Source organism: Salinivibrio kushneri (assembly GCF_027286325.1).
Taxonomy (GTDB): domain Bacteria; phylum Pseudomonadota; class Gammaproteobacteria; order Enterobacterales; family Vibrionaceae; genus Salinivibrio; species Salinivibrio kushneri_A.
In genome coordinates, this window is sequence record NZ_CP114588.1 from 899,555 (window position 1) to 924,851 (window position 25,297).

The following is a 25,297-nucleotide window of genomic DNA, read 5'->3' on the forward strand; positions in this document are numbered from 1 at the left end:
TACGTTATCGCTTTTCCCGGTAAGTAATAGTGGTTTCAATACGTTCTCGGGCTTTGGTGCACCGTGCAAGGCGCTGCTCAAGTGCTAGGACCTGTTTTTGGTATTGTTGCCGCACAGCAGGACTTGAGGCCATGTCTACGCTGGCGTTGGCGTCGCGGAGCTTGTCGGCGAGACGCCTTTCCCAATCTTGGTGTTTGGCCAAGTCTTGATAAAGCTCACCGATCGACTGGCGACGAGGGCCACGCCGCGCCTGTTCTTGCTTACGTAAAGGTTGGGTTGCAAGCTCACGTTGCAGTGCAGTGATTTGCGCTAATAAGGTTTCGCAAATATGGGTGGCACGCGCATCCGTTAGCACGCCTTGTTGATGGTCGCGGCGCATCACCTCCAATAAGGCTTGCGCTTCATTAACACAAGGTGTTAACAGCTTACCTTTGCAGTGAAAAAGCGGTGTGGCAAATAAAGGTGCTTTGGCTTCACCGCGACGCCGGTCGACCTCTGCCGCTTGAACAGCAAGTTGGTCTAAATGTTGAGCCATTGCATCGATTTGCGCTTTCATGGTGTCGTTCTCTTTTATTGAGGGCTAAAACCACGCATCAACGGCAAGTTTGCCCGCTAAAATAACCACGGCGGTAATAAAAATCGGACGTATAAAGCGGCTGCCAAATCGGATTGCTGAGTGCGCGCCAATAAAGGCGCCCAGCATAAGACACGCGCCCATGGTTAAGCCCAGCGCCCAGCTCACATGGCCTAATAGCGCGAACGCCACCAGTGAGGTGAAGTTACTGGTAAAGTTCATCGCCTTTGCCAACCCAGAGGATAGCAAGATATTCATCCGATAGAGCGACATGGTCGACACGGTCCAAAACGCACCGGTTCCTGGACCTGCCACCCCGTCGTAAAAGCCAAGAGATAAACCCTGACTCCATTGTTTTATCGGCAATTTGGGGCAACGTGTGGGTAGTTGGTTGTTATCCCCCTTTGGGTGTGGGTGCCAGATGGTATACACCGCGGCCACCAATACCACGATCGGTATCGCTTTTTCGAGCCACTCGGTGCTCAAAACGTCCACCAGCAGGGTGCCGGCCGTGGCGCCAATTAAGGTGCCCCAAAATGCATGTTGCCAAAACAAGGGAGAAAATAGGCGCTTTTTATAGTAGGTGAAGGCAGCGGTGCTCGACGCAAAGGTCGCGGCCAGCTTATTAGTCCCCAAGGCAACATGCGGCGGCAGGCCGAGTGATAATAGAGCAGGCACAGTGAGCATGCCGCCGCCGCCAGCGACCGCATCAATAAATCCAGCGACAAAAGCAGTCAGCCCCAGAATAACTAAAGTAGAGAGGTCAATCAGTTCCAGCATGTTAACTCGTCAGTTTAAGGTTCGATCACGCGTTTAAAGGGTGGTAGCGAGTCGAGTAAGGATTGGCCATATCTACGGGTGATAATGCGCCGGTCAAGAAGCACTACTTTACCAGAATCCTCTTCTTTGCGCAGTAGTCGCCCCACTGATTGCACCAGCTTTTTACTTGCTTCTGGCACGGCAATTTGTAAAAACGGGTTGCCACCACAGCGCTCGATATATTCAGCGTGCGCTTCTTCAACCGGCGAGGTTGGCACCGCAAAGGGGATCTTAGTAATAATGAGGTTGGTCAATAAGTTACCCGGTAAATCTAAGCCTTCGGAAAAGCTGCCAGTGCCAAAAATGATGCTGGTTTTATCATCATTAACGGCTTGTTGATGCGCTTTGAGTAACGCGGTACGCGACTGGCTACCTTGGCAAAGCAATTGCCAGCCCCGTTGCTTGCAAGTGCTTTCAATTGCTTGTGTCACTTGTTTCATTTGCCAGTAGGAGGCAAAGAGCACCAAAGAGGCACGTTCACCTTCTAGGTGTTCAAGTATTTTCTCGTTTAATGCATCTGTAAAGGCACTGGCTTGGGGCTCACAAGGCATCGTCGGGATCACCAAGCGCGCTTTATTGGCGTAATCAAACGGTGAGGGTAAGGCTAGATAACGCGAGCCATCGGTTTCGCTCAAACCAACCTGACGGCAGAAATAGCTGAACCGATTTAGAGCACGCAAAGTGGCGGAAAAAAGGCCCACTCCGGCTGCGCGAGACCAGAGCATTTGGTCTAGGCGCCAACCGACTTCCAAAGGAGAGACATGCACCCAAAGATCGCCTTCGCGCTCGCGACACGCCTGCAACCAACGCGCCAAAGGGGCACCTTTGTTCGAATTAGGCTGGGCCATCAAGGTCCATACTTTTTCCAGGTTCTCTAACCGTTGCAGGAAAAAAGCCGTTTCCGCGAGTGCCGGATCAGCCAGTTTTGCCGAAATGTCATTTTCTTTCAGACGCTCATTGATCAAATCATGAATTTTCCCCAATGCTTGATGGGCTTTTTTACTCGCGGTTTTGAGTTGTTCACTGGGCGAGATAAGCGCATCGGGGAGCTCGCCATCGGCAAAGCGGTAGCAACCATCATCGTTGAGCGGCAATTGACTGAGCTGTTGCTTCACGTCGCGTAAGCCTGGGATTAAGGTTTGAATCGCGTCTAGCAAGCTATCGACAAACCGATGTGCACGCTTAATATCAGCGGTATTCCCCAACTTGGTCGTCGCTTGATTGAGCTTTTCTAACCAGCTGATCACACCCAACAGGCTGGCACTGGCGGCAGAAAAGTCTCGCGCGACAGTGGGCAAGTGGTGTGCCTCGTCAATCATATACAGGCATTGTTCTGGCTCGGGCAAGATCACCCCGCCACCGAGCTCTAAATCGGCCAGCAGTAGGCTATGGTTCACCACCACTACATCCGCTTTATCCATCGCTTCGCGTGCTTTAGCAAACGGGCAACCACGGTGGGCGGGCAAACCAGCGTGACAAGTGTGCTTATCAGAGGCGATAGCCTGCCAAAGATGATCAGCAATGGGCTTTGGCCAACTGTCTCTGTCACCATCCCACTTGCCCCGACTCAGTGCAGCGTAGAGATCGTTGAGTAACAATTGTTCGCTGCGCTTGGGTTTTTGGGTAAATAGCGCGCCTTGAATGCTTTCCGTATCCGCGACCGCGCTTAGCTTATGTATACAGCAATAGCGTTTGCGACCCTTGGCCAAGATAAAATCAAACGGCTTTGGGCAAATGCGATGAAAAAACGGGATATCTTTATTGGCAAGCTGCTCTTGCAACGCCACTGTCGCGGTGGAAATCACCACTTTTTTATTGTTGTTGAGTGCAAATGGGATCGCTCCCATCAGATAGGCCATCGACTTACCGACCCCAGTACCTGCTTCTGCCACTAATAATCGGCGTTTAGGCTCGTAATCACCGGCCAGGGTTTTCGCGAGCTCTGCCACCAAATAGTTCTGAGCTTTACGGGGAATAAAGTGGGGAAGTTGATCTTGTAGCGTTTGGTAGCACGCGCGAATGTCTGATTTTACGGCAGGGCTGAGCATCAACAGGTCCGAGTTGCAAAGGTTGGCGGCCAGTATAACACGAGGCAAAAACGTGAAAACGATCGCGAACTGCAAGATTTCCTTACAGATATGAGATCCTGGTCACGAATTTAATTTGAACCATTCTTCGCTATCTTGCTGATCTGCCGTTTGATTAACAAAACGCCTGATTTAAGCCACTGATTAGTTTTTTATTCTAAAAACTGTTTTTTAAAGTGACGTTTTTGGTGTTTTATGTTGTTAGTGTTTGTTGTTTATTTTCATCAAAAGGACAGGTGATCGCGAGATAAACTGTGATCTCAGTTCAACAAATATCACTATATTGTTGTTTTTAAGCGGTTTTTGTCTAGATTGTAATGCGCTTCCAGTGAGTTGACAGAACTACAAATGTTCTGCACGATTAGCCACGAAGTTTCAGTGAACTGGCATTTTGTTCTTCGCAGCGTTTTTGCTGCTGGTAATAGAATGACAGTCACCATAAAACAGAGTTCCAAGAAGGAACTCATAATGACTAAATAGAAAAGGCAGTGGATTAACCATGAAAAAGACTATTCTAGCAATGGCAGTACCAGCTCTGCTGGCTGCTGGCTCAGCATCAGCAAGCATCAACCTGTATGACGCAGAAGGCGTTAAAGTAGACGCGTCTGGTGCAGCCGAAGTGCAATACTTCCAAGCTATCGGTGAAAACAAAGATGGCGAGTGGCGCCTAGATGACGGTGACTTCGCTGTTAACACCGAAGTTGCTGTTTCTGAAGACTTGGCTGCAATCGGTCACTTCGCATTTAAATTCGAAGACAGCACCACTAAAAACGATGAGCTTTACGTTGGTTTCAAAGGCAGTGACTGGGGTACGCTTACTTTCGGTCGTCAACTGCTGATCAACGATGACATGGGCATCACCAAAGACTACGAGTTGTCATCAGCTTCTAACGGTACTCTTCGCACTGAAGGTGACCAAGTTGCTAAATACGTTTACGACAACGGTACATTCTACGCAGGCCTATCTACGCTGCAAAACAGCGATGGTGAAGAGTCAACCGACGAGTACAAAATCTACGACGGCCGTCTTGGCTATCGTGTAGCTGATGTCGACATGCGTGTGTACTACTATTATGCGGATGACGCAGGTGTGAACGGAGACGGCGACGACTTCGTCTATGCTTCGAAAGGTGATGTAGAGAACTACAACTTTGAAGTTGAGTATGCTGGCATCGAAAACGTAAGTCTTGCCGCTGCCTATGGTGTTAATACTGTTGACACTGGCTCAAGCGACGAAGAAGCTGATTTCTTCTCTGTAGCTGCTGATTACACGCACGGTAAAACAACTTATGCTATCGGTGTTGACAACAAAGACGTTGACAGCGGTGATGACGTAACAGGTTATTACGCGAACGTAACTTATGCACTGCACAACAATGCAAAAGTATACGCAGAAGTTGGTGACAACGACGCTGATAACAACGATTGGGGTTATGTAGCAGGTATGGAAGTTAAGTTCTAATTGAGCTTATACCATCACTGCTAAACGTAGCACTGATTACAAAAGCCGCCTTAGGGCGGCTTTTTTATTATCACGATTTGGAGAAAAAATGAGAAAAGTAGTAGGCATGGGCTTGGTGCTCAGCACTCTTATAGCAGCGAGTGTGGTTAATGCGGCAGAAATTACCTCAGCACGTAATATTGAATTTGTGGTGGTTGATGGCAAGGAAATCAGTTTTGAAAACTGGGCACCGCAGCAGACGATTGAGCTAGATAACGGTACCCACCAATTAGTGATGCGCTTTGACGGAGAAGTAAAGAGAGGGAGCCAAAAGGTGATCTATACCTCTCGCCCGTATCTGTTTGAACTAGAGGTCGATGGGCGTAATGCTACTATCAATATTGACTCGAAATTGCGGGTAAAAAGCCAAGCCACCAGTTATTTTGACGGCACCCCGCAATGGCAAGCCGAGTTCGACAATGGTGATGTGATGCCTTTAGACGCTGTCGAGTTAAAAGGTGATGGGTTTGCCGCCTATGCAGACATGGAAGCGCTGGTGGCGGAGTATAACCGTGAGAATGGCATCATTATCGACCAAGGTGAGAGCAAGAACCTCAACGATGTATTGGTTGAGGTGGACGATCAAGGCCAAGCCTCAATTAAGGGTGACGCTTTGTCGCAGTTGAAGCTTTGGTACACCAAAGCCAGTGATCAAGAGCGTAAGTCGTTCCGTCGTTGGATTATTGACCAAGATTAATTGCCTAGTGTGATGGGTGGTCGTTAGTACCACGCGCTTGACAGCTTTAAACCGTCAATAAAAAACGCGCCCAGCTGATGCTGGGCGCGTTCCGTTTAAGCCACGATGAGACAAGCGAAAGTCAACCTCGCGATCACACGGTTTTACGTGCTCCTGCTGTGGCTCGGCGAGTGGCTGGATCGTGATGATAATAATTCGACGCACGACACTGCGGGCAGCGCTGCTCGGCGGCGTCTTTAATTAAATCATCCAGTGGAATCTCACTTTCACAATCGGCACACAAGCCATAAATCTCCAAATCCATGGCACATAAAGCCGCATCGACTTTTTCTAAACGTTCACCGAGGCATCGGATGGCACCAGGTACCCCTTGGCTCTCTTTAATCAGATCCGAAATGGTGAGGTTTTCGCAATGCTTGTCCCAGTCTTCACGCAATCGCGTGGTTAATGTTGCTACCAGTTCAGTGCGCTCGCGGTTAAGCTCACGCCCAAGCTGGGCAAGGGTTGTCGTATCCATGGTCAGTTCGCTTGATTGGCTAAAATGACTTTTATCATGACCCAGTTGCACAAGTTGTTACCCTGATGTAAATCAAGGATCCAGCTAAAACCTTACAAAGAGTCCGTTTTTAGCGGTGCTCACCTGAGCTATAGTAGCCGCTCACTGTTGTTATGCTGTTGTGAGTGAAGTAACAAAATGGAACACGATTTTAAAGAGCCTTATAACGTTAAGTATTTCATCGGCTTTCTGCTGGTCTTACTGATCCCGACCTTACCTGCCAGCCTCACGTGGCTTGGCATTATTTTTGGCGGCTAATCACCGCCTTATTCACTCACCGCGCCGCATTCCTTATTCGCCATCCTGTACCTGTCTTAACTCTGCCACTACACTAGTGAGAGTGAAAGAGAGCCACGAAAGCTCAACAAAAGGTCATTGGTTACTATGCAGCAAGCACCGACAGCCGCTTGGCGTTGGTTATGGAACGGATTAGGGTGGTTATGGGTCGCGCTGGGTGCGGCAGGGGCTTTTTTGCCTGTACTCCCTACCACGCCATTTTTGCTGCTCGCCAGTGGCTGCTTTATGCGTGGCTCTCCCCGCATCGCTAACTGGCTCCACGCCCATCCCACGTTTGGACCCATACTGACCGATTGGTACCAAAAGCGCGCAATTAGTCGCAAAGTTAAGCGGCGCGCGACGGTCATGATTGTGGCAAGTTTCAGTTTCTCCATTTATATCGTCGGTGCAATGTGGCTTAAAGGGCTACTCGTCATGTGTTTAATTGTGCTCTTGTGCTGGTTTCTCCGCCTACCTGAAACGGAATCTGTTGCTGGCTCGGCCGAAAATTCATAACATTGCTGTTTGCGTTTTTTATCGGCGAGAATTGGCCATGAGCATCGACAGCTTGAATGTCATCAAACAAAGTATTCAAACCATCCCAGATTATCCCAAGCCTGGCATCTTATTTCGCGATGTGACCAGCTTGATGGAAGACCCAGTTGCGTACCAAGCGACGATTGATGCCTTGGTAGCACAATACCGTGATCATGGGTTTACCAAGGTGATTGGCACTGAATCGCGCGGCTTTCTATTTGGTGCGCCACTGGCGCTGGCGTTAGGGCTGCCATTTGTGCCGGTTCGCAAACCTGGCAAATTACCACGCGCGGTGATCAGCGAGAACTATCAGCTGGAATACGGCGAAGATACCTTAGAAATTCACCGTGATGCGATCGACGAGGGCGATAAAGTGCTCGTCATTGACGATCTGCTGGCGACAGGTGGCACCATAGAAGCCACCGTGAAGCTGGTGCGCCGTTTAGGCGGTACCGTAGAACACGCCGGCTTTGTGATAAGCTTGCCGGATATCGGCGGTGAAGAAAAACTGGCCGCGCTTGGGATCAGTGTTTATAGCTTGTGCGAGTTTGCAGGCCATTAATGCCAGGCTATATGCAGGGTCCCGCGTTAGCAATAAGCATACAGGAAGCGAATTGACATGAGTTACCAAGTCCTCGCTCGCAAGTGGCGACCCCATAATTTTGAGTCTGTTGCTGGTCAAAGTCACGTGCTGACGGCCTTGGCCAATGCATTGGATCATGACCGCTTGCACCACGCATACTTGTTCAGTGGTACTCGCGGTGTGGGTAAAACCACCATTGCACGTATTTTTGCCAAAGGGCTTAATTGTGAACAGGGCGTGTCGTCATCGCCTTGTGGTCAGTGTTCAACCTGTCGTGAAATTGATGAGGGCCGGTACGTTGATTTGTTAGAAATTGATGCCGCTTCTCGTACCAAGGTAGAAGACACGCGAGAGTTGCTCGACAACGTTCAATACAAGCCAGCACGTGGCCGCTATAAAGTGTACCTCATTGATGAGGTACACATGCTGTCACGCCACAGTTTCAATGCATTGCTAAAAACGTTAGAAGAGCCGCCTGAGTACGTAAAGTTTTTATTGGCGACCACGGATCCACAAAAGCTACCGGTTACCATTTTATCGCGTTGCCTGCAATTTCATTTAAAGCACTTTGACGCCAGCCAGATTCAGACGCAGCTAGAGCATATCCTTGGTCAAGAAGGGGTCGAGGCAGAATCACGTGCTTTAATGCTATTGTCACGGGCTGCGGAAGGCAGTATGCGCGATGCCTTGAGCTTAACCGATCAGGCGATTGCGCTCGGTAATGGACAAATTAGCACCCAAGCAGTGGCAGAGATGCTAGGGACCCTGAGTACCGATAACGCACTCTTACTCCTTGAAGCCTTGGCGAACCATGATGCGGTCGAGTTGATGAACATGCTGGCGCAAATTGCGCACGTCGGGGTGGAATGGGATGGCTTACTCAAAGAGTTAGCCAGTCAGCTTCACCATGTCGCGTTGGCCCAAGCACTGCCTCAGACACATGATGATGACAGTGGGGAGCAAGCACGGATTCACGCCTTGGCCTCGCGACTTTCGCCACAAGATGTGCAGCTGTGTTATCAAATGGCACTGCAAGGGCGACAAGACCTGCCTTATGCCCCTGATGGGCGGGCCGGTCTAGAAATGGTCTTGCTGCGTATGTTGGCGTTTCAGCCGGTCAAAACCGTGCCGTATGAACCGGCTACTATATCAGTGCCGGCAAGCGATCCCGCTTCTGAGTCAAAGCAGCCGGTAAAAAAAGATCCCTCGCAAGCACTGAACGCGTTGAAAGCGCAGGTCTCATCGGCCAATGTGGCGCCGCCAAACCAAGGGCCTTCAGACCATGCGCCCCAGGGGCATGAGGCACAACAGAGGCCCATGGGCGATACTCCGATGGATAAGAGCCAGTACACGCTGGAAAGTCGCCAAGATATCAATGACACACATGCGCCAGCGCCTCAGCAGCCGATGGCAAAGACTGGCACGGAGGTGCCTAGCGCAGATGCATCTGGTAGTGGGGCTCGTGAAGCGAGTGTCGCCGAGCAGAGCCAACCGGTGGCCGATGATTCGGTGCCTGATCCAGCGACACCCCCCGCGAGTCAGTCATCGGCCTCTTCGCCTGCCTCTAGCCTTATTCAGGCGCGTAATCAGTTGCGTAGTCGTATGAAGCGTCAAGTTGATCAAACGGGGAGCAGTGTAAAAAAGGCGGGACGGACACCGGCCAAGACTGATGCGTTATCTGTGCTCGATCGCGTAGCGACAGCGGCAGAGAGTGCATCGCCTGTGTCCGCCCCGGTGCACCAATCGGGCAATTCGACGTCAGCACCAAAGCAAACATCGCATGGAAGTGAGGTATCGTCAGAGCCTTATCAATGGCGCCCTACCCAGCCCGTGCAACAATCGCCTGAGGTTGCACCAACCCTGACACCTAAGTCGATAAAGCAGGCGTTAGAGCATGAAAAAACGGCTGCTATGCGTGACAAACTGGTGCAGGAAACCAATGCGCAAGATCCTTGGTGTGCGCTGGCAGACAGCTTAGAGGTGGAGCGGTTGGTCAAGCAAATGGCGCTCAATGCGGCGATGTCGCAGCAAGGTGAGCAAGTACAGCTTATCTTGCGCCCAGATCAATCGCACCTTAATACCGAAAAAGCCCAGCAGCAATTGACTCAGGCCTTGACGACAGCGCTAGGCGCCCCCATAACCTTGGAGGTGCAGCTCGGGGAAGCGGGAATCACACCTTTAGAGCGGCGCGAGCAGCTCTATCAACAAAAATTAGCGCAGGCGACACACAGCCTGCATAATGATCCGAATGTGACTTTTATTCTTCAACGCTTTGCGGCGGAGTTAGAAGAAGACAGCATTCGACCAATTTAAGACACCTAACCAAGAGAGAGAATTATGTTTGGTAAAGGCGGCATGGGTAACATGATGAAGCAGGCGCAGCAAATGCAGGAGCGCATGCAGAAAGTACAAGAAGAAATTGCCAGCATGGAAGTGACGGGCGAAGCGGGCGCAGGCATGGTGAAAGTCACCATGACAGGCAGCCACAGCATCCGTCGTGTCGACATCGACGATAGCCTGATGGAAGATGATAAAGACATGCTGGAAGACTTGATTGCGGCTGCATTCAACGATGCTGCCCGTCGTGTTGAGGAGCAACAAAAAGAGAAAATGGCAGAAGTGACAGGTGGTATGCAGTTACCACCAGGCATGAAAATGCCATTTTAATCTATGCGCACCAGCCAGTTACTTGAACAACTGATGGACTCGCTGCGTTGCTTGCCAGGCGTTGGCCCTAAATCAGCGCAGCGGATGGCCTACCACCTATTGCAGAGAAACCGCCAAGGTGGACTGGCTCTCGCGCAAGCGTTGAGCACGGCAATGACAGACATTGGCCACTGCAGCCAATGTCGAACCTTTACCGAGCAAGACGTGTGCGCGATTTGCGATAACCCGAAACGCCAAGAAACCGGGTTGATTTGTGTAGTTGAAAGCCCAGCAGATATTGCGGCCGTCGAGGCTACCGGCCAGTACTCTGGGCGGTACTTTGTCTTGATGGGGCATTTGTCCCCCCTTGATGGCATTGGCCCGGCAGACATTGGCCTTGATGTGTTGGAAAAGCGTTTGCAACACGAACCGATTCAAGAGCTTATCTTAGCGACTAACCCGACGGTGGAAGGCGAGGCCACGGCGCAATACATCGCTGAACTTTGCCAAGAGCACCAAGTGGGTGCCAGCCGAATTGCGCATGGCGTGCCAATGGGAGGCGAGCTTGAACTGGTCGATGGCACCACGCTGTCTCACTCAATTATCGGCCGCCAGCAGTTAAAGTATCGCTAAATTGTTTGACGAGCCCTCAACGGTGGGTGAACCTCCTTACTCGGCGATACAGCGCCAACAGCGTGATTGACCCTCAAAAGCCTAGCCTCTGGTTAGGCTTTTCTTTTTCTATTGCCTATCGCTTTAATACTAACTGGCTTTTATTTGACCACCTAGGCCTTGAAAGCGTGTAACAGGATCCCTATATCCAAAAGAACTGAATACGAATTCATTGTAACGTGGGCATCGAGCCCACGTCGCCATTAATCCTCATAGTGTTAGGTAGATTGACATGAGCGTGAAAACCCCAGAAAAACATCAGTTTGGTTCAGATACGTCCAAGTTACTGCAGTTGATGATCCACTCTCTCTACTCAAACAAAGAGATTTTCCTGCGAGAGCTAGTGTCAAACGCGTCAGATGCCGCTGATAAGCTGCGTTTTAAAGCGTTGTCCGCCCCTGAGCTTTATGAAAATGACGGTGACCTGCGCGTTCGCCTTTCCTTTGATAGTGACGCCGGTACGTTGACTGTCTCAGACAATGGTATTGGTATGAGCCGTGATGATGTCATCGCCAACCTCGGTACCATTGCCAAATCGGGCACAGAAGAGTTTCTTAAACAGCTTAACGAAGATCAAAGCAAAGACTCGAACCTGATTGGTCAGTTCGGGGTCGGCTTTTACTCTGCCTTTATTGTGGCTGACAAGGTAACTGTACGCACTCGTGCGGCGGGTCTTGCTGCCAACGAGGCAGTGCAGTGGGAGTCAACCGGTGAAGGTGAGTATACCCTAGAGCCTATCAGCAAATCTGACCGTGGCACTGAGATTACGCTGCACCTTAAAGACGACGAGAAAGAGTTCCTCAATGATTGGCGCCTACGTGAGGTGATCGGTAAATACTCCGACCATATCGGTATTCCGGTAGAAATGTGGACGCAAGAGAAAGACGAGGAAGGTAATGAGACGGGCGAAGGTAAGTGGGAGCAAGTCAACAAAGCGCAAGCGCTTTGGACTCGCGCTAAGTCCGATATCTCGGCAGACGAATACAAAGAGTTCTATAAGCATGTGTCGCATGACTTTGCCGAACCGCTGACGTGGAGCCACAACCGTGTAGAGGGTAAAAACGACTACACCAGCTTGCTGTATATCCCGTCAAAAGCCCCTTGGGATCTTTACAACCGCGAGCACAAACATGGGCTGAAACTCTATGTACAACGCGTCTTTATCATGGATGATGCGTCACAGTTCATGCCAAGCTACTTGCGCTTTGTCCGTGGTTTGATTGACTCTAACGATTTACCGCTTAACGTTTCGCGTGAAATTCTGCAAGACAACAAGATCACGCAGTCACTGCGCGGTGCGTGCACCAAGCGTGTGCTGTCGATGTTAGAAAAGCTGGCTAAAAACGATGCGGAGAAGTATCAGACGTTTTGGCGTGAATTTGGCTTGGTGATGAAAGAAGGGCCGGCGGAAGATTTCAGCAATAAAGAAAAAATTGCTGGCTTGCTGCGCTTTGCATCAACGCATGAAGACAGCGCTGAACAAACCGTCTCCTTGGCCGACTACGTGTCGCGCATGAAAGAAGAGCAAGACAAAATCTACTACATCACCGCGGATAGCTATAATGCGGCGAAACACAGCCCGCACTTGGAGCAGTTTAAAGCCAAAGGCATCGAAGTTATCTTGATGTATGACCGCATTGATGAGTGGTTGATGAGCTACCTGACCGAGTTTGATGGCAAGCAGTTCCAGGCAATCACCAAGGCGGATCTCGACCTGAGCCAATTCGACGATGAAGAGGCAAAAGCAGAGCGTGAAGAAACCGAAAAAGCCTTTGAGTCTGTGATTGAGCGAGTAAAATCGCACTTGGGCGATCGCGTTAAAGATGTACGTACCACCTTTAAACTCTCTGGCACGCCGGCGGTGGTGGTGACCGATCAGTTTGAAATGGGCACGCAAATGGCGAAGCTTTTAGAAGCCGCTGGCCAGCAAGCGCCTGATGTGAAGTACATCTTTGAACTGAACCCAGAGCACGCTCTGGTTAAGCGCATGGCAGATGAAAGCGATGAGCAGAAATTCGGTACCTGGGTAGAAATGCTGCTCGGTCAAGCGATGCTGGCAGAGAAAGGCAGTATGGACGATCCGTCAGACTTCTTGGCCTCGGTCAACCAGCTTCTGACTAAGGTATAATCGACAGGCGATTGTCGAGACCACATACTGAATGACTATCGAACAAGCCCGGCCGGATTGCCGGGCTTGATAGCGTTTAGTTAAGCGTGTATGTTTCGTGTCTTTGCGAATATAGACGCAGTTTAACGAAACCTAAATAATCATAAAGGGGATCACTATGCGCATCATTCTGTTGGGTGCACCGGGCGCGGGTAAAGGGACGCAAGCGCAGTTCATCATGGAAAAATACGGGATTCCGCAGATTTCTACGGGTGACATGTTGCGCGCCGCGATTAAAGCGGGCACTGAGCTTGGCAAACAAGCCAAAGCGGTTATTGATGCTGGCGAATTGGTGTCTGATGACATCATTCTTGGCTTGGTTAAAGAGCGTATCTCGCAAGATGATTGTGCCAACGGCTTCTTGCTAGATGGGTTCCCACGCACCATTCCTCAAGCTGATGGACTGAAAGAGATCGGTGTTGCGATCGATTACGTACTCGAATTCGACGTTCCGGATGACGTAATTGTTGAGCGTATGAGTGGTCGCCGTGCTCACCTTGCTTCAGGCCGTACTTATCACGTTGTTTACAACCCACCGAAAGTGGAAGGAAAAGACGATGTGACTGGCGAGGAGCTAGTGGTACGTGATGACGATAAAGAAGAGACAGTACGCGCACGGTTGAATGTGTATCATAACCAAACCGCACCACTGATTGCTTACTACAAAAAAGAAGCAGATGCTGGCAACACCCAGTTTGTGACCTTCGATGGTACACAAGCGGTTGAGCAGGTGAGCGCAGAGATCCAAAAGGTACTCGGCTAAACCAGGCTCAATGTGTCTCGCGTTTACGTGCTGACACAGGTTGTCATCGGTATTGCTGATAGTAGAAACCGGAGCTGACGATTAGTCGCTCCGGTTTTTTTATGGCAAGCTAAGCGCCATTCTCCAAACAATTTAATCAGATACGTTAAATTGGAAAGGTACAACAAAAATACTGGGCTCGCGGCCGAGCCAAAGCCAAGGACAACAAACATGACCGAAAAGCATAACCAAGTTGGCGTACTTCTGGTCAACCTGGGAACCCCAGATGCGCCTACCTCTTCTGCTGTAAAGCGCTTTTTATCTGAGTTTCTTCATGATCATCGGGTGGTCGATTTAACGCGTTGGTTGTGGTGCCCACTGCTTCATGGTGTGATTCTCCCGGTACGCTCTCCCAAGGTGGCGAAGCTCTATCAAAGTGTTTGGATGGATGAGGGTTCACCGCTGATGGTGTATGCCACACGCCAGCGTGATGCCTTAGCCAACAAGTCGGGACTACCCGTTGCCCTAGGAATGACTTATGGTTCACCGTCGATGACGGATGGTATTGAGCAACTGCAGCAACAAGGCTGCGAAAAGGTCATGGTTTTGCCCTTGTACCCGCAATACTCTGCCACCACCACTGCTGCGGTATTTGATAAAGTCGCCAAATCCCTCAAAGGACGCCCTTTGCTTCCTGAGCTTCGCTTTGTGCACCACTATCACGATCATCCGGCGTATCAATCGGCATTGGCTGACTCCGTGAGACGCCACTGGGATAAACACGGCAAAGGCGATCTCTTACTGTGTTCATACCATGGGATCCCGCAACGCTTTGCCGATAATGGCGACCCGTATCCGCAACATTGCGAACAAACCACGGCGTTGTTGCAGGCGGAACTCGGGCTCCCCGATCAAGCGATCATGATGAGCTACCAATCGCGGTTTGGACGTGAAGAGTGGCTTAAGCCTTACACAGATAAAACATTAGAATCGCTGCCCGCGAAAGGGGTAAAGACACTTGATATTATGACGCCAGCCTTTTCATCAGACTGCTTGGAAACCTTGGAAGAAATTGCCGGTGAGTGTCGGGATATCTTTTTAGAAGCAGGTGGCGAAGCCTTTCGTTTTATCCCATGCTTAAACGATGACGAGGCGCATATTGAGTTAATGGCGACGCTGGTGGCAGAGCATACGCAAGGGTGGTAGGGCGATAAAATTCGTCCACCAGACGCTATGCAGGCGCAAATTCTGTGGTAGAATTCGCGCCTCCCTTCCATTAGCTAGTTACACGAACCATGAAATTTCCAGGACAACGTAAGTCTAAACACTACTTTCCGGTTCACGCCCGGGACCCTCTGCTTAACCCTGCCAGTGAGCGTGGTTTTAAGCGCCCCCATGTGATTGGTATTGACCAAACTTTGGTGGATATAGAAGCAAAAGTGAGTGATGACTTCCTGGAGCGCTATGGTTTGAGCAAAGGCCACTCGTTAGTGATTGACGATGAGCGTGCTGAAGCCTTGTATCAAGAGCTTAAGGACAACAATTTGGTGACGCATGAATTTGCTGGCGGCACCATTGGCAACACCTTGCACAACTACTCCGCCTTAGCGGATGACCAGTCGATTCTACTTGGCGTGATGAGTCAGGATATCCGCATTGGTAGCTACTCTTATCGCTACTTATGCAACACCTCTAGCCGCATGGATCTCAACTATCTGCAACCTGTCGAAGGCCCGATTGGCCGTTGCTACGCCCTGATTGGCGATTGCGGTGAGCGTACTTTTGCCATCAACGAAGGCTTGATGAATCAGTTGCGTCCTGAGTCGATCCCTGAACATATCTTTGAGCATGCGTCGGCCTTAGTACTGACGGCCTATCTCGTTCGTTGCAAAGACGGTGATCCGATGCCGGAAGCGACCATGCGTGCCATCGAACATGCCAAAAAGCATAACGTCCCTGTGGTGATGACGTTGGGCACCAAGTATGTGATTGAACAAAATCCACAATGGTGGCGTGATTTTCTTGCTGAGCACGTCAGTGTGGTGGCGATGAACGAAGATGAAGGCGAAGCGCTCACGGGTGAAAGTGACCCGCTGCTCGCGGCTGACGCTGCGTTGCAATGGGTGGATATGGTGCTTTGCACCGCTGGCCCGATTGGCCTATACATGGCGGGGTATAGTGAAGATAAAGCCAAACGCGAAACCTCACTGCCTTTATTACCCGGGGCCATTCCCGAATTCAATATGTATGAGTTCAGCCGCCCAATGATCAAAGCCGATTGCGAAAACCCGATTAAGATTTATTCGCACATTGCGCCTTACATGGGTGGACCAGAACGGATCAAAAACACCAATGGTGCGGGTGACGGTGCCCTGTCTGCGTTGCTGCACGATATGTCAGCTAACCGCTATCACCGTGATAACGTGCCAAACTCAAGCAAACATCAGTACCCATTTTTGACTTACTCATCGTTTTCTCAGGTGTGTAAATACGCTAACCGTGTTAGCTATGAGGTGCTGGCGCAGCACTCTCCGCGTTTGTCTCGTGGCTTGCCGGAGCGCGAAGATAGCTTGGAAGAGGCTTACTGGGAACGTTAATCTCATTGCCCTAAACGATAAAAAACCGCCAATTGATGTTGGCGGTTTTTTATTATTGGCAGCAGGGCATGGGCTTACTGATACGCTTTTTCGTGTACGTTGCGGACCGCGCGACCTGATGGGTCGGCTTGGTTTTTGAACGATTCATCCCACTCAATTGCTTTGGCACTGGAGCAAGCAATTGATGGGCCACCAGGGACGCACTTCGCGGCATCTTCCAGAGGGAAGAGTTCGGCGAAAATCTCACGATACATATACGCTTCTTTGGTGGTCGGCGTGTTGTATGGGAAACGGAACGCGGCGGTTGCCAGTTGTTGGTCGCTGACTTTTTCATCGGCAATGGCTTTCAAGGTGTCAATCCAGCCGTAACCGACGCCATCGCTAAACTGCTCTTTCTGACGCCATGCCACCGACTCTGGCAACAGATCCCCAAAGCACTCACGAATAATGTGTTTTTCCATTTTGCCATCGCCGCACATCTTGTCGTCTGGCTTGATTTGCATCGCTACTTCCAAAAACTCTTTATCCAAGAAGGGGACACGTGCCTCGACGCCCCAAGCGGCCATCGACTTGTTCGCGCGGGCGCAATCAAACATGTTGAGCGCGAGCAGCTTGCGAACCGTTTCCTCGTGGAACTCTTGCGCGTTAGGCGCTTTGTGGAAATACAGATAGCCGCCAAACACCTCGTCTGCGCCTTCTCCTGAGAGCACCATTTTAATTCCCATCGCACGAATTTTACGGGACATCAGATACATCGGGGTTGATGCTCGGATAGTGGTCACATCATAGGTTTCGATGTGGTACACCACGTCGCGAATGGCATCTAAGCCTTCTTGGATACTATAGGTAAACTCGTGGTGCACGGTGCCAAGGTGGTCAGCGACTTCTTTGGCGGCTTTCAAATCCGGCGCGCCTTCCAGGCCGATAGCAAACGAGTGCAAACGTGGCCACCAAGCTTGGCTTTGATCGTCATCCTCGATACGGTTGGCGGCATATTGTTTGGTCACTGCGGAAATCACCGATGAATCCAACCCGCCAGATAGCAAAACGCCATACGGCACATCGGTCATCAGTTGACGGTGAACTGCTTTCTCTAGGGCTTCTTTGAGTGCCGCTTTATCCGTGGTGCTGTCTTTTACCCCGTCATATTCCATCCATGCGCGTTTGTAATAACGAACTGGCTCACCTTGTTTACTCCATAAAAAGTGACCCGGAGGAAACTCACTGATGGTTTTACAAATAGGCGTCAGTGCTTTCATTTCCGAAGCAACGTAGTAGTTGCCATGTTCATCGTGCCCATGATAAAGCGGGATAATGCCGATATGATCGCGACCAATTAAATACGCATCCTGCTCCTCATCATACAAAATAAAGGCAAAGATACCGTTGAGATAATCGAGCAATTCTGGCCCTTTCTCTTGATATAGGGCGAGAATGATTTCGCAGTCTGACTCTGTTTGGAACGGATAATCGGCAGCGAATTCAGCGCGGAGCTCTTTGTGATTGTAGATCTCACCGTTGACTGCGAGGGCTTGAGTTTGGTTATGGTTATAAAGTGGCTGTGCCCCACTATTAAGATCGACAATCGCAAGGCGCTCATGAACGAGAATGGCTTTTTCAGACGAATAAATCCCTGACCAGTCAGGGCCACGGTGACGCATGGTCTTCGACATTTTTAACGCGATTTCCCGCAATTGTTGCGAGTCGGTTTTAATGTCAAGCGCTCCAAAAATTGAACACATAATCTTCCTCTCTGTTTGTGTTATACGGTGTTTTCGCCATGGCATATCTGCGATAAAAGACCACGGGTGGCGACCTGTTAACCACACTCTGCCCTGTGGCAGAGAAAGACACAAGGAGATAAAACAAATCCGTTATCCAAACTTGCCTTATGGTGAATAAAATTTAATAAAAACCACTAAAAATGAATTAAATTTAAAAATGGTGCAGTTTTTATACAAAAACGCACAAGCAACGAGGCTTGTGCGTTAGTTGTGTTGTAGCGGGGGCTAGCTATCTGGGTGAGAGAAGCGGTCTCTTACGTGGCGCGCAAAGCCGCTACCTGCCTCTTGATAGATATTAAAGGCTTCATCCACACCGAGTGCTTTGAGTTGATCAAGCTCATCTTGATATTTGGCAATGGCGGCGACTTTACCACTGAATTGTGTTTGTCGAATTTGCTCGAGTGCCAACGTATTGGCATGGCTGTGAGGCATGGCCAGTAAAATGAGCGAGATATTGCCATCAGACACGGCTCGTGACCAAAAGTCGGGGTCGGTGGCATCGCCCAAAATAACACGTCGTCCTTCTTGCTGATGACGTGTCACCGAGTCTTCTCGTGTGTCAATCCCCACAATAGGTTGGTGATGGGTGGTGGCAAGCTCGTCATAGGCGCCTGAGCCAATCCGGCCCATCCCCAGCACCAAGATGCTGGCATCCCCCAGATTGATTTGTTGGTCACTGGGGTGAAGTTTGTCGGGGGCACGCTCAGGTAGCCAGCGTGATGCCCATCCATACAGCTGATTACTAAAGGTATTGAGTGGTGCGGAAAAGGCAAAACTGAGTGATACCGCAATGGCGATGGAAACCAAGATCGGGCCTGGCATCAGTCCTGTTTTATACGCCAAGCCACCGACAATGAGTCCAAACTCACTGAAGTTGAATAAGGTGAGCGTGGTGAATAAGGCCGTACGAACTCGATACCGAAAGCCGTTGACGATCCAGTAGTAGAGTACGCCCTTGATGGGCAGTAGCAACATCAAGATCAGCGCAAAACTGAAGCTTTGCCAAGTAGGCTGTTCGGACAGACCAATGTTGAGGAAAAAGCAAACCAGAAAAAGCTCTTTCATGTTAAACAGTGACTTGGCCATTTCAGATGCACGTGGGTGACTGGCAAGCAGCATACCGAGAATAAGCGCGCCCAAGTCGGGCTTAATGCCGACGGCCTCAAACAGCCCCGCACCAGCTACAAGAGCGAGGAATACGGCATAAAGAACCAACATTTCACCGTGGCCTGCCTTGTCCAAAAGCTTACCCAATAGAGGTTTTAGCAGAGGTAAACCAAAGAGGAGGAGAGCGGTAAGCTCTGGCGTTTTGCCCGATGTGGCGGTGAGGAAAATCACTGCAAAGATATCTTGCATGATCAGCATACCGATGGCCAAGGTGCCATAGGTGGCATTAAGCTCACCTTTTTCTTGCAGCGCTTTGATGGCAAAGACGGTGCTAGAAAACGATAGCGCGAAGCCAAGCAGCAGCATTTCAGACACACTCATGCCTGACAGCATAGGAATGCTCAGTGCTTTAAGGCCCATTAGCGCCAAGGTAAAAAACGCGGTTGTCAGGACGTTATGGGCCGTGGCTCCAAACCATATTTCTTTGGCAAGCAGGGTTTTGACATCAAGTTTTAAGCCGATGGTAAACAGCAGCAATGTGACACCTAGGTCCGCCAGTTGACTGATCACCGGTGTCGATTGATAACCCATGGCATGCAGAACAAAGCCTGCAATTAGAAAGCCAACTAAGGGGGGAAGGTGGCAACGCATTAACGCATAGCCACTGATAAATGCGGCAGAAATAAAAACCAGTTCCATATCTTGTACTTATTCTAAAGTTGAGTGAGACAAGGCATTGTCGGTAACGTGGCTATAATGTACACGTTTTGTGGCCAATATGTGAATGTAAAATAAGGAAGCGTGAGAAAAGGGGGGTGGAGGCAAGATGAGGTGGTGACTTACCTAACCGCTGGCTGACCAACGGTTAGGTCTTAACGTCTCGGCCGGTTTTAACGGCGATGCTTAACGACATGTTTAACCACGAAACATGTCAAGCCAAGCAGTGACAGACTACTCCTCCAGCAGCTCCTGCAAGAGCTCACCATTAAGCATCGCCCGCTTGACTAAAGAGAACGCGGCCATTGTAGGCTGAGCCTCCAGGTTTGCGCTGACAATCGCCAGCTTTTCGTGGAAGCTTGGCAGTGATTGATTCTCTACACAGCGCTCAATGGCAGGAAATACCACACTTTTCGCCGCGGTAATTTTTCCTGCAATCACCACTAGCTGTGGATTAAACAGGTTGACAGTCATCGCGATCGCTTTACCCAGGTGATTGCCCACTTTCACCAACACTTGGCGCGCCAATTCATCACCTTGCTCGGCAGCTTGGCAAATCGCTTCGATGGTCAAACTTTGATCGTAACTGAGGCTACTAGGGTGCCCTTGCGCAAGCAACTGTTGGGCGTGCTCAATGATGGCTTCGTTCGACGCCACGGTTTCTAAACAGCCAAAGTTGCCACACTGACACTTTTTACCCAATGGATCGATCTGCACATGACCAAGCTCACCGACATTCCGATTATGGCCAAGAAAGATTTGCCCATTTACGATGATCCCCGCGCCAGTGCCATGATGCACGCTGACTAGCATAGAATCATAGTAGTCTTGGCTAGCGCCAAAATAGTGCTCGGCCAATGCTTGCCCGCGGATATCATTACCAACAAAAGCTTGTACACCAAATTCTTCGCGCAAGGTGTCAGCAAGTGCAAGTTGTTTAATATTGATGTTGGGCATGTATTCGACCACCCCTGAATCAGGGTCAACCAAGCCAGGCATCACCACGGATATGGCAATCAACTCTCTGAGCACCTGTTGGTGCTTTTCCAAAAACTGGCTGACGATATAAATCAAGCCTTGAACAAGTTCGTCCTGATCATGGTACTGGAAGGTTTCGCCGTGTTCGGCCAAAGAGGCACCACTTAAGTCATACAAAGACAACTCAATAAAATGGCGACCCAGTCGTACCGCAAGGGTATGAAAGGGCGCACACTCGGTGGTGAGAGAAATGGCACGACGTCCGCCTGTCGACGCTTGTTGTGCCACTTCTTTAATCAGGCCTCTTTCTAGCAGTTGGCGGGTTATTTTCGTCACACTTGCCGGTGCCAATCGGCTTACATCGGCAATTTGTATGCGTGAAATAGGCCCTTGTTGATCAATTAATCGATAAACGGCAGCTCCGTTAAGTTGCTTTACAAGATCGACATTCCCGATTTTTCCGCCAGTCATAGGTGTCCTAGCTTTGTAGATATTGTCCGTTTACGATCGTCGCTTGAACATTGATGGCACGGTCGAAAATGGCAAGATTCGCAATTTTCCCCGGACGAATGCTGCCATAGTGTTGTTCGATACCGATTGCGCGAGCGGGATAGAGCGTAGCCATCCGCAAAGCTTCATCCAAGGCGATCCCTACATGCTCAACACTGTTATAAATTGCTTTATCCATTGTCAGTGCTGAGCCGCCAAGTGTGCCATTTTCATCAACACACTTACCGTCACGGTAATATACTTTCTTACCTACAAAAATAAAGTGATCCATGTCGGCTCCTGCTGGTGCAACAGCATCCGTAACCAACACTAATTTCTCACCTTTTACTTTATGTGCGAGGCGAATGTTAGGGTATGAGACGTGAAAGCCGTCAGCAATCACCCCAGTATAGACATCAGGTGTATCGTAGATAGCACCGACGACACCTGGCTCTCGGCCCGAAATCGAGGTCATCGCGTTAAACAAGTGAGTGGCAAAGGAAATACCGTGCGTAAAGCCTTGTTTAGTTTGTGCGTAAGTGGCATTGGTATGGCCGGCAGAGACCACGATTCCAGCTTGTTTAAGGGCTTGAATATGTGATGCGGGTGCCAGTTCAGGTGCGAGGGTGACTTTGGTAATCACATCCGCATTTTCGCACAAGTAGTTGATCATCTGATCGTCACTTGGGCGAATATAGTCAGCACTGTGTATTCCCTTTTTCTCGATATTCAGATAAGGGCCCTCAAGGTGTAACCCCAGAGCTTGATGGGGCTCCTGTGTTTGGTAAACACGCATGGCGCTGATGGCGGCTTGCATATCGGCATCAGAGCTGGTGATCAGGGTGGGGAGAAAATTGGTGCAACCTGACTTAAGGTTAGCCTGATGCATGGTCGCGATGGTGTCAGGGGTAATGGCATCATTAAACATCACTCCGCCACAGCCATTTAGCTGGAGGTCAATGAAGCCAGGGCTGACTAATGCACCATTGAGCGCGCGTGTGGCAATATTATTGGGCAAGGCGTCTTGTCGACAGACCGAATCAATCAGGCCGTCTCGAATCACGATGGCATGATCATCCAACACCTCATGGCCAGTAAAAATCCGGCAGTGGGTTAACGCATACATGCTTCTATTCCTTATAAATGGTGTATATTTTGGGCTTCAAGCTCTTGAAAATACTTCACAGTTTTTACTTTTAGTTCTGCTGTTGAAGGCGCATCACACACAATCATCGCTTTTGGATGCAGTTGTAGCGCTGATACTGTCCATAAGTGGTTCACTGACCCTTCTACCGCGGCCTCAAGTGCCTGTGCTTTATTGTGTCCTGTCACTAGGATCATGATTTCTTCTGCATCTAATAGGGTGCCCACACCAATGGTAAGCGCATGCTTAGGTACTTGATTGATATCATTATCAAAGAAGCGAGAGTTTGCCACACGGGTATCCTCGGTCAAGGTTTTGATCCGTGTTCTTGATGCTAATGATGACGCGGGTTCATTAAACGCAATATGACCATCGTTACCCACACCACCCATAAAGAGATGGATTTTGCCGTATGCTTTGATTTTTTCTTCATAGCGTTGGCACTCGGCATCGACATCGGTCGCATTTCCATCAAGCAAGTTGATGTTTTCTTCTTGAATATCAATATGGTTAAAAAAGTTTTCGTACATAAAGGTACGATATGCTTGTGGGTGATTAGCAGGGATCCCACAGTATTCGTCCATATTAAAGGTCACCACGTGCTCAAAACTGATTTCACCTTGCTGGTGGAGCGTAATGAGTTGCTTATAGGTGTTGAGTGGCGTTCCTCCCGTGGGTAAGCCCAAAACAAAGGGATTATCGGCGGTCGGCGAAAACTTGTTGATGGTATCGACGATATAGCGAGCCGACCATAGGCCGACTTGTTGGCTGGTTTGTAAAGGAATAAGTCGCATCGGTCACCTCGTTCTATCAATGCTCAGTTCGTGGCCATAGCATAACGGATATGCTCATTTATTTTCATCATAAAATAAGTTTTATGATCAGGCTAACAATTTTCTCTGTATATGGTGTGGTTTGGTGACGATTATCACAAATAACGCGGGTTTAATTTGCGAGGCGAATTTATTGACATAAACTGCAATTGACTAACATTGCTTTACAAAAGAAGTGATTTAACAAAAGTCCTTGGGCAAACGTCCAAGTTAGATGTCTCACCACTGAGCGAACGCTAGCGTGGTGAGACACTGAAAAATATAAAGGGGGAACGACGGTGAATATTCTTGGTTATGCACAACGTATAGGTCGTGCGCTGATGGTACCGGTTGCGGTATTGCCAGCGGCTGCGATCTTAATGGGGGTCGGCTACTGGCTTGATCCAACTGGATGGGGGGGCAACAGTGCTCTCGCTGCTTTCTTGATAAAATCAGGGGCAGCCATTATCGATAATATGTCAGTGCTATTTGCAATTGGTGTAGCGTATGGCATGTCAAAAGATAAAGACGGCGCAGCTGCTCTGGCAGGGTTTGTTGGCTTTATGGTAATCACCACGCTGTGTGCGCCTGGTGCGGTAAGCCAAATTGGCTTGGTCGATATTTCAGCGGGTAACAATGAGCTTGCTTTCAGCAAAATCAACAACCAGTTTATCGGTATCTTGATCGGCGTGGTTTCTGCTGAGCTGTACAACCGTTATAGCGGTGTTGAGTTGCCTAAAGCTTTGGCTTTCTTTAGCGGCAGACGTTTGGTGCCGATTTTGGTCTCTGTTGTGGCGATCATTATCTCGTTTGTATTAATGTTCGTCTGGCCTGTGCTATTTGGTGGTCTGGTTCACTTTGGTGAAAGCATCACTAATTTGGGTGCAGCTGGTGCCGGTGTTTATGGCTTCTTTAACCGCCTACTTATCCCTGTTGGTCTGCACCACGCGCTTAATGCAGTATTCTGGTTCGACACTGTCGGTATTAACGACTTGGGTCGCTTCTGGATGGGGGCGCAAGGCCTTGAAACAGGCGAAGCGATTAAAGGTACCACAGGCATGTACATGGCAGGCTTCTTCCCAGTCATGATGTTTGGTCTGCCAGGTGCAGCGCTCGCGATTTATCATACTGCACGTCCTGAGAACAAAGCGCGTGTTGCGTCTATCATGATTGCTGCCGGCTTTGCCTCTTTCTTTACTGGGGTGACTGAGCCACTCGAGTTCTCATTCTTGTTTGTCGCACCTCTGTTGTTCGTGTTGCATGCATTGTTAACGGGCGTTTCATTGTTTATCGCCGCAACCTTCGACTGGACCGCAGGCTTCGGCTTCTCTGCAGGGTTGGTTGACTTGGTGTTGTCGTCGAAAAACCCTGTTGCTAACCAGTGGTACATGCTGCCTATCATGGGCCTTGTGTTCTTCGCACTTTATTATGTGTCTTTCCGAGCGGCTATTTCAGCCTTGAACCTGAAAACACCAGGTCGTGAAGATGACGCAGTAGAGAGTGCTCCTGCCAGCGCCAATACCGGTGAGGCGAGCGATAATCGCGAGCTAGCACGTAAGTACCTTAAAGCCCTTGGTGGTCATCAAAACCTAACATCGATTGATGCTTGTATCACTCGTCTGCGTCTGTCGGTTGCCGACCGCGAGGTGGTTGATGAAGCTAAATTGAAAGCCATTGGTGCTATGGGAGTTGTCAAGCTTGGCGAGAATAACTTGCAAGTTATTCTCGGCCCATTAGCAGAAATTATTGCGGGTGAGCTGAAACAAATCCCAGAAGATGAAGATTTATCGAAAGTGGCGCTGCCTTAAACGA

Annotated in this window: 21 protein-coding genes; 12 read left to right on the forward strand and 9 right to left on the reverse strand. The window is 49.7% G+C overall.

Annotated elements, in window-relative coordinates; all coding sequences use genetic code 11:
* Positions 1–4 precede the first annotated feature (4 nt).
* From N8M53_RS04420 to dinG, 3 genes are read right to left on the reverse strand one after another with little or no spacing between them, the layout of a single operon-like run.
* Positions 5–556: a primosomal replication protein gene (locus N8M53_RS04420; protein ID WP_269579618.1), complete on the reverse strand. Its 552-nt coding sequence runs from the start codon at positions 554–556 to the stop codon at positions 5–7.
* Between the two features lie 24 nt (positions 557–580).
* Positions 581–1,354 carry a sulfite exporter TauE/SafE family protein gene (locus N8M53_RS04425; RefSeq protein WP_077667551.1) on the reverse strand — a complete coding sequence of 258 codons (774 nt, stop codon included), beginning with the start codon at positions 1,352–1,354 and terminating at the stop codon, positions 581–583.
* A 14-nt stretch (positions 1,355–1,368) separates the two neighbouring features.
* Positions 1,369–3,441: an ATP-dependent DNA helicase DinG gene (gene dinG / locus N8M53_RS04430; RefSeq protein WP_269579619.1), complete on the reverse strand. Its 2,073-nt coding sequence runs from the start codon at positions 3,439–3,441 to the stop codon at positions 1,369–1,371.
* Between the two features lie 538 nt (positions 3,442–3,979).
* Between dinG and N8M53_RS04435 the strand changes: the two genes are divergently transcribed.
* Both N8M53_RS04435 and N8M53_RS04440 read left to right on the forward strand, forming a co-directional pair.
* The gene (locus tag N8M53_RS04435) at positions 3,980–4,942 is read left to right on the forward strand and encodes a porin (protein WP_269579620.1); all 963 of its coding nucleotides are present in this window, start codon (positions 3,980–3,982) and stop codon (positions 4,940–4,942) included.
* An 88-nt stretch (positions 4,943–5,030) separates the two neighbouring features.
* Positions 5,031–5,678: a DUF2057 domain-containing protein gene (locus N8M53_RS04440; protein WP_269579621.1), complete on the forward strand. Its 648-nt coding sequence runs from the start codon at positions 5,031–5,033 to the stop codon at positions 5,676–5,678.
* A gap of 133 nt (positions 5,679–5,811) precedes the next feature.
* Here the strand turns inward: N8M53_RS04440 and N8M53_RS04445 are convergent, their stop codons facing one another.
* Positions 5,812–6,195 carry a DksA protein gene (locus tag N8M53_RS04445; RefSeq protein WP_269579622.1) on the reverse strand — a complete coding sequence of 128 codons (384 nt, stop codon included), beginning with the start codon at positions 6,193–6,195 and terminating at the stop codon, positions 5,812–5,814.
* Between the two features lie 423 nt (positions 6,196–6,618).
* Here N8M53_RS04445 and N8M53_RS04450 point away from each other — a divergent pair, with 423 nt between their 5' ends.
* From N8M53_RS04450 to N8M53_RS04490, 9 genes are all read left to right on the forward strand, one after another.
* Positions 6,619–7,026: a YbaN family protein gene (locus N8M53_RS04450; RefSeq protein WP_269579623.1), complete on the forward strand. Its 408-nt coding sequence runs from the start codon at positions 6,619–6,621 to the stop codon at positions 7,024–7,026.
* A 37-nt stretch (positions 7,027–7,063) separates the two neighbouring features.
* Positions 7,064–7,609: an adenine phosphoribosyltransferase gene (gene apt / locus N8M53_RS04455; RefSeq protein ID WP_269579624.1), complete on the forward strand. Its 546-nt coding sequence runs from the start codon at positions 7,064–7,066 to the stop codon at positions 7,607–7,609.
* Between the two features lie 57 nt (positions 7,610–7,666).
* The gene (gene dnaX / locus N8M53_RS04460) at positions 7,667–9,943 is read left to right on the forward strand and encodes a DNA polymerase III subunit gamma/tau (protein WP_269579625.1); all 2,277 of its coding nucleotides are present in this window, start codon (positions 7,667–7,669) and stop codon (positions 9,941–9,943) included.
* Positions 9,944–9,967: 24 nt separating this feature from the next.
* The gene (locus N8M53_RS04465) at positions 9,968–10,297 is read left to right on the forward strand and encodes a YbaB/EbfC family nucleoid-associated protein (RefSeq protein ID WP_046073581.1); all 330 of its coding nucleotides are present in this window, start codon (positions 9,968–9,970) and stop codon (positions 10,295–10,297) included.
* Between the two features lie 3 nt (positions 10,298–10,300).
* Complete coding sequence (gene recR / locus N8M53_RS04470) at positions 10,301–10,909, forward strand: recombination mediator RecR (RefSeq protein ID WP_046073580.1); 609 nt, start codon at positions 10,301–10,303, stop codon at positions 10,907–10,909.
* A 271-nt stretch (positions 10,910–11,180) separates the two neighbouring features.
* The gene (gene htpG / locus N8M53_RS04475; RefSeq protein WP_269579626.1) at positions 11,181–13,076 is read left to right on the forward strand and encodes a molecular chaperone HtpG; all 1,896 of its coding nucleotides are present in this window, start codon (positions 11,181–11,183) and stop codon (positions 13,074–13,076) included.
* A gap of 157 nt (positions 13,077–13,233) precedes the next feature.
* Positions 13,234–13,878 carry an adenylate kinase gene (gene adk / locus N8M53_RS04480; protein WP_077668774.1) on the forward strand — a complete coding sequence of 215 codons (645 nt, stop codon included), beginning with the start codon at positions 13,234–13,236 and terminating at the stop codon, positions 13,876–13,878.
* Between the two features lie 210 nt (positions 13,879–14,088).
* Positions 14,089–15,063 (forward strand): ferrochelatase, encoded by a 975-nt coding sequence (gene hemH / locus N8M53_RS04485; RefSeq protein ID WP_077668775.1) that lies wholly within the window; start codon positions 14,089–14,091, stop codon positions 15,061–15,063.
* Positions 15,064–15,152: 89 nt separating this feature from the next.
* Positions 15,153–16,454: an inosine/guanosine kinase gene (locus N8M53_RS04490; protein WP_077668776.1), complete on the forward strand. Its 1,302-nt coding sequence runs from the start codon at positions 15,153–15,155 to the stop codon at positions 16,452–16,454.
* A 74-nt stretch (positions 16,455–16,528) separates the two neighbouring features.
* Here N8M53_RS04490 and asnB read toward each other — a convergent pair whose 3' ends face one another.
* The 5 genes from asnB to nagB all read right to left on the reverse strand — a co-directional run bounded on the left by asnB (position 16,529) and on the right by nagB (position 23,467).
* Entirely contained in the window at positions 16,529–18,196 is a 1,668-nt protein-coding gene (gene asnB, locus N8M53_RS04495; RefSeq protein WP_269579627.1) for an asparagine synthase B, read from the reverse strand.
* 267 nt (positions 18,197–18,463) lie between these two features.
* Positions 18,464–20,044, reverse strand: a complete 1,581-nt coding sequence (locus N8M53_RS04500) for a cation:proton antiporter family protein (protein WP_077668329.1) — start codon at positions 20,042–20,044, stop codon at positions 18,464–18,466.
* 252 nt (positions 20,045–20,296) lie between these two features.
* On the reverse strand, positions 20,297–21,511 hold the full coding sequence (gene nagC, locus N8M53_RS04505; RefSeq protein ID WP_077668328.1) for a DNA-binding transcriptional regulator NagC: 1,215 nt from the start codon (positions 21,509–21,511) through the stop codon (positions 20,297–20,299).
* A gap of 7 nt (positions 21,512–21,518) precedes the next feature.
* Positions 21,519–22,655, reverse strand: coding sequence for an N-acetylglucosamine-6-phosphate deacetylase (gene nagA, locus N8M53_RS04510; protein WP_269579628.1), 1,137 nt, complete (start codon positions 22,653–22,655; stop codon positions 21,519–21,521).
* A gap of 11 nt (positions 22,656–22,666) precedes the next feature.
* Positions 22,667–23,467 (reverse strand): glucosamine-6-phosphate deaminase, encoded by an 801-nt coding sequence (nagB, locus tag N8M53_RS04515; RefSeq protein ID WP_269579629.1) that lies wholly within the window; start codon positions 23,465–23,467, stop codon positions 22,667–22,669.
* A 317-nt stretch (positions 23,468–23,784) separates the two neighbouring features.
* Between nagB and nagE the strand changes: the two genes are divergently transcribed.
* Complete coding sequence (gene nagE / locus N8M53_RS04520) at positions 23,785–25,293, forward strand: N-acetylglucosamine-specific PTS transporter subunit IIBC (RefSeq protein ID WP_269579630.1); 1,509 nt, start codon at positions 23,785–23,787, stop codon at positions 25,291–25,293.
* Positions 25,294–25,297 lie beyond the last annotated feature (4 nt).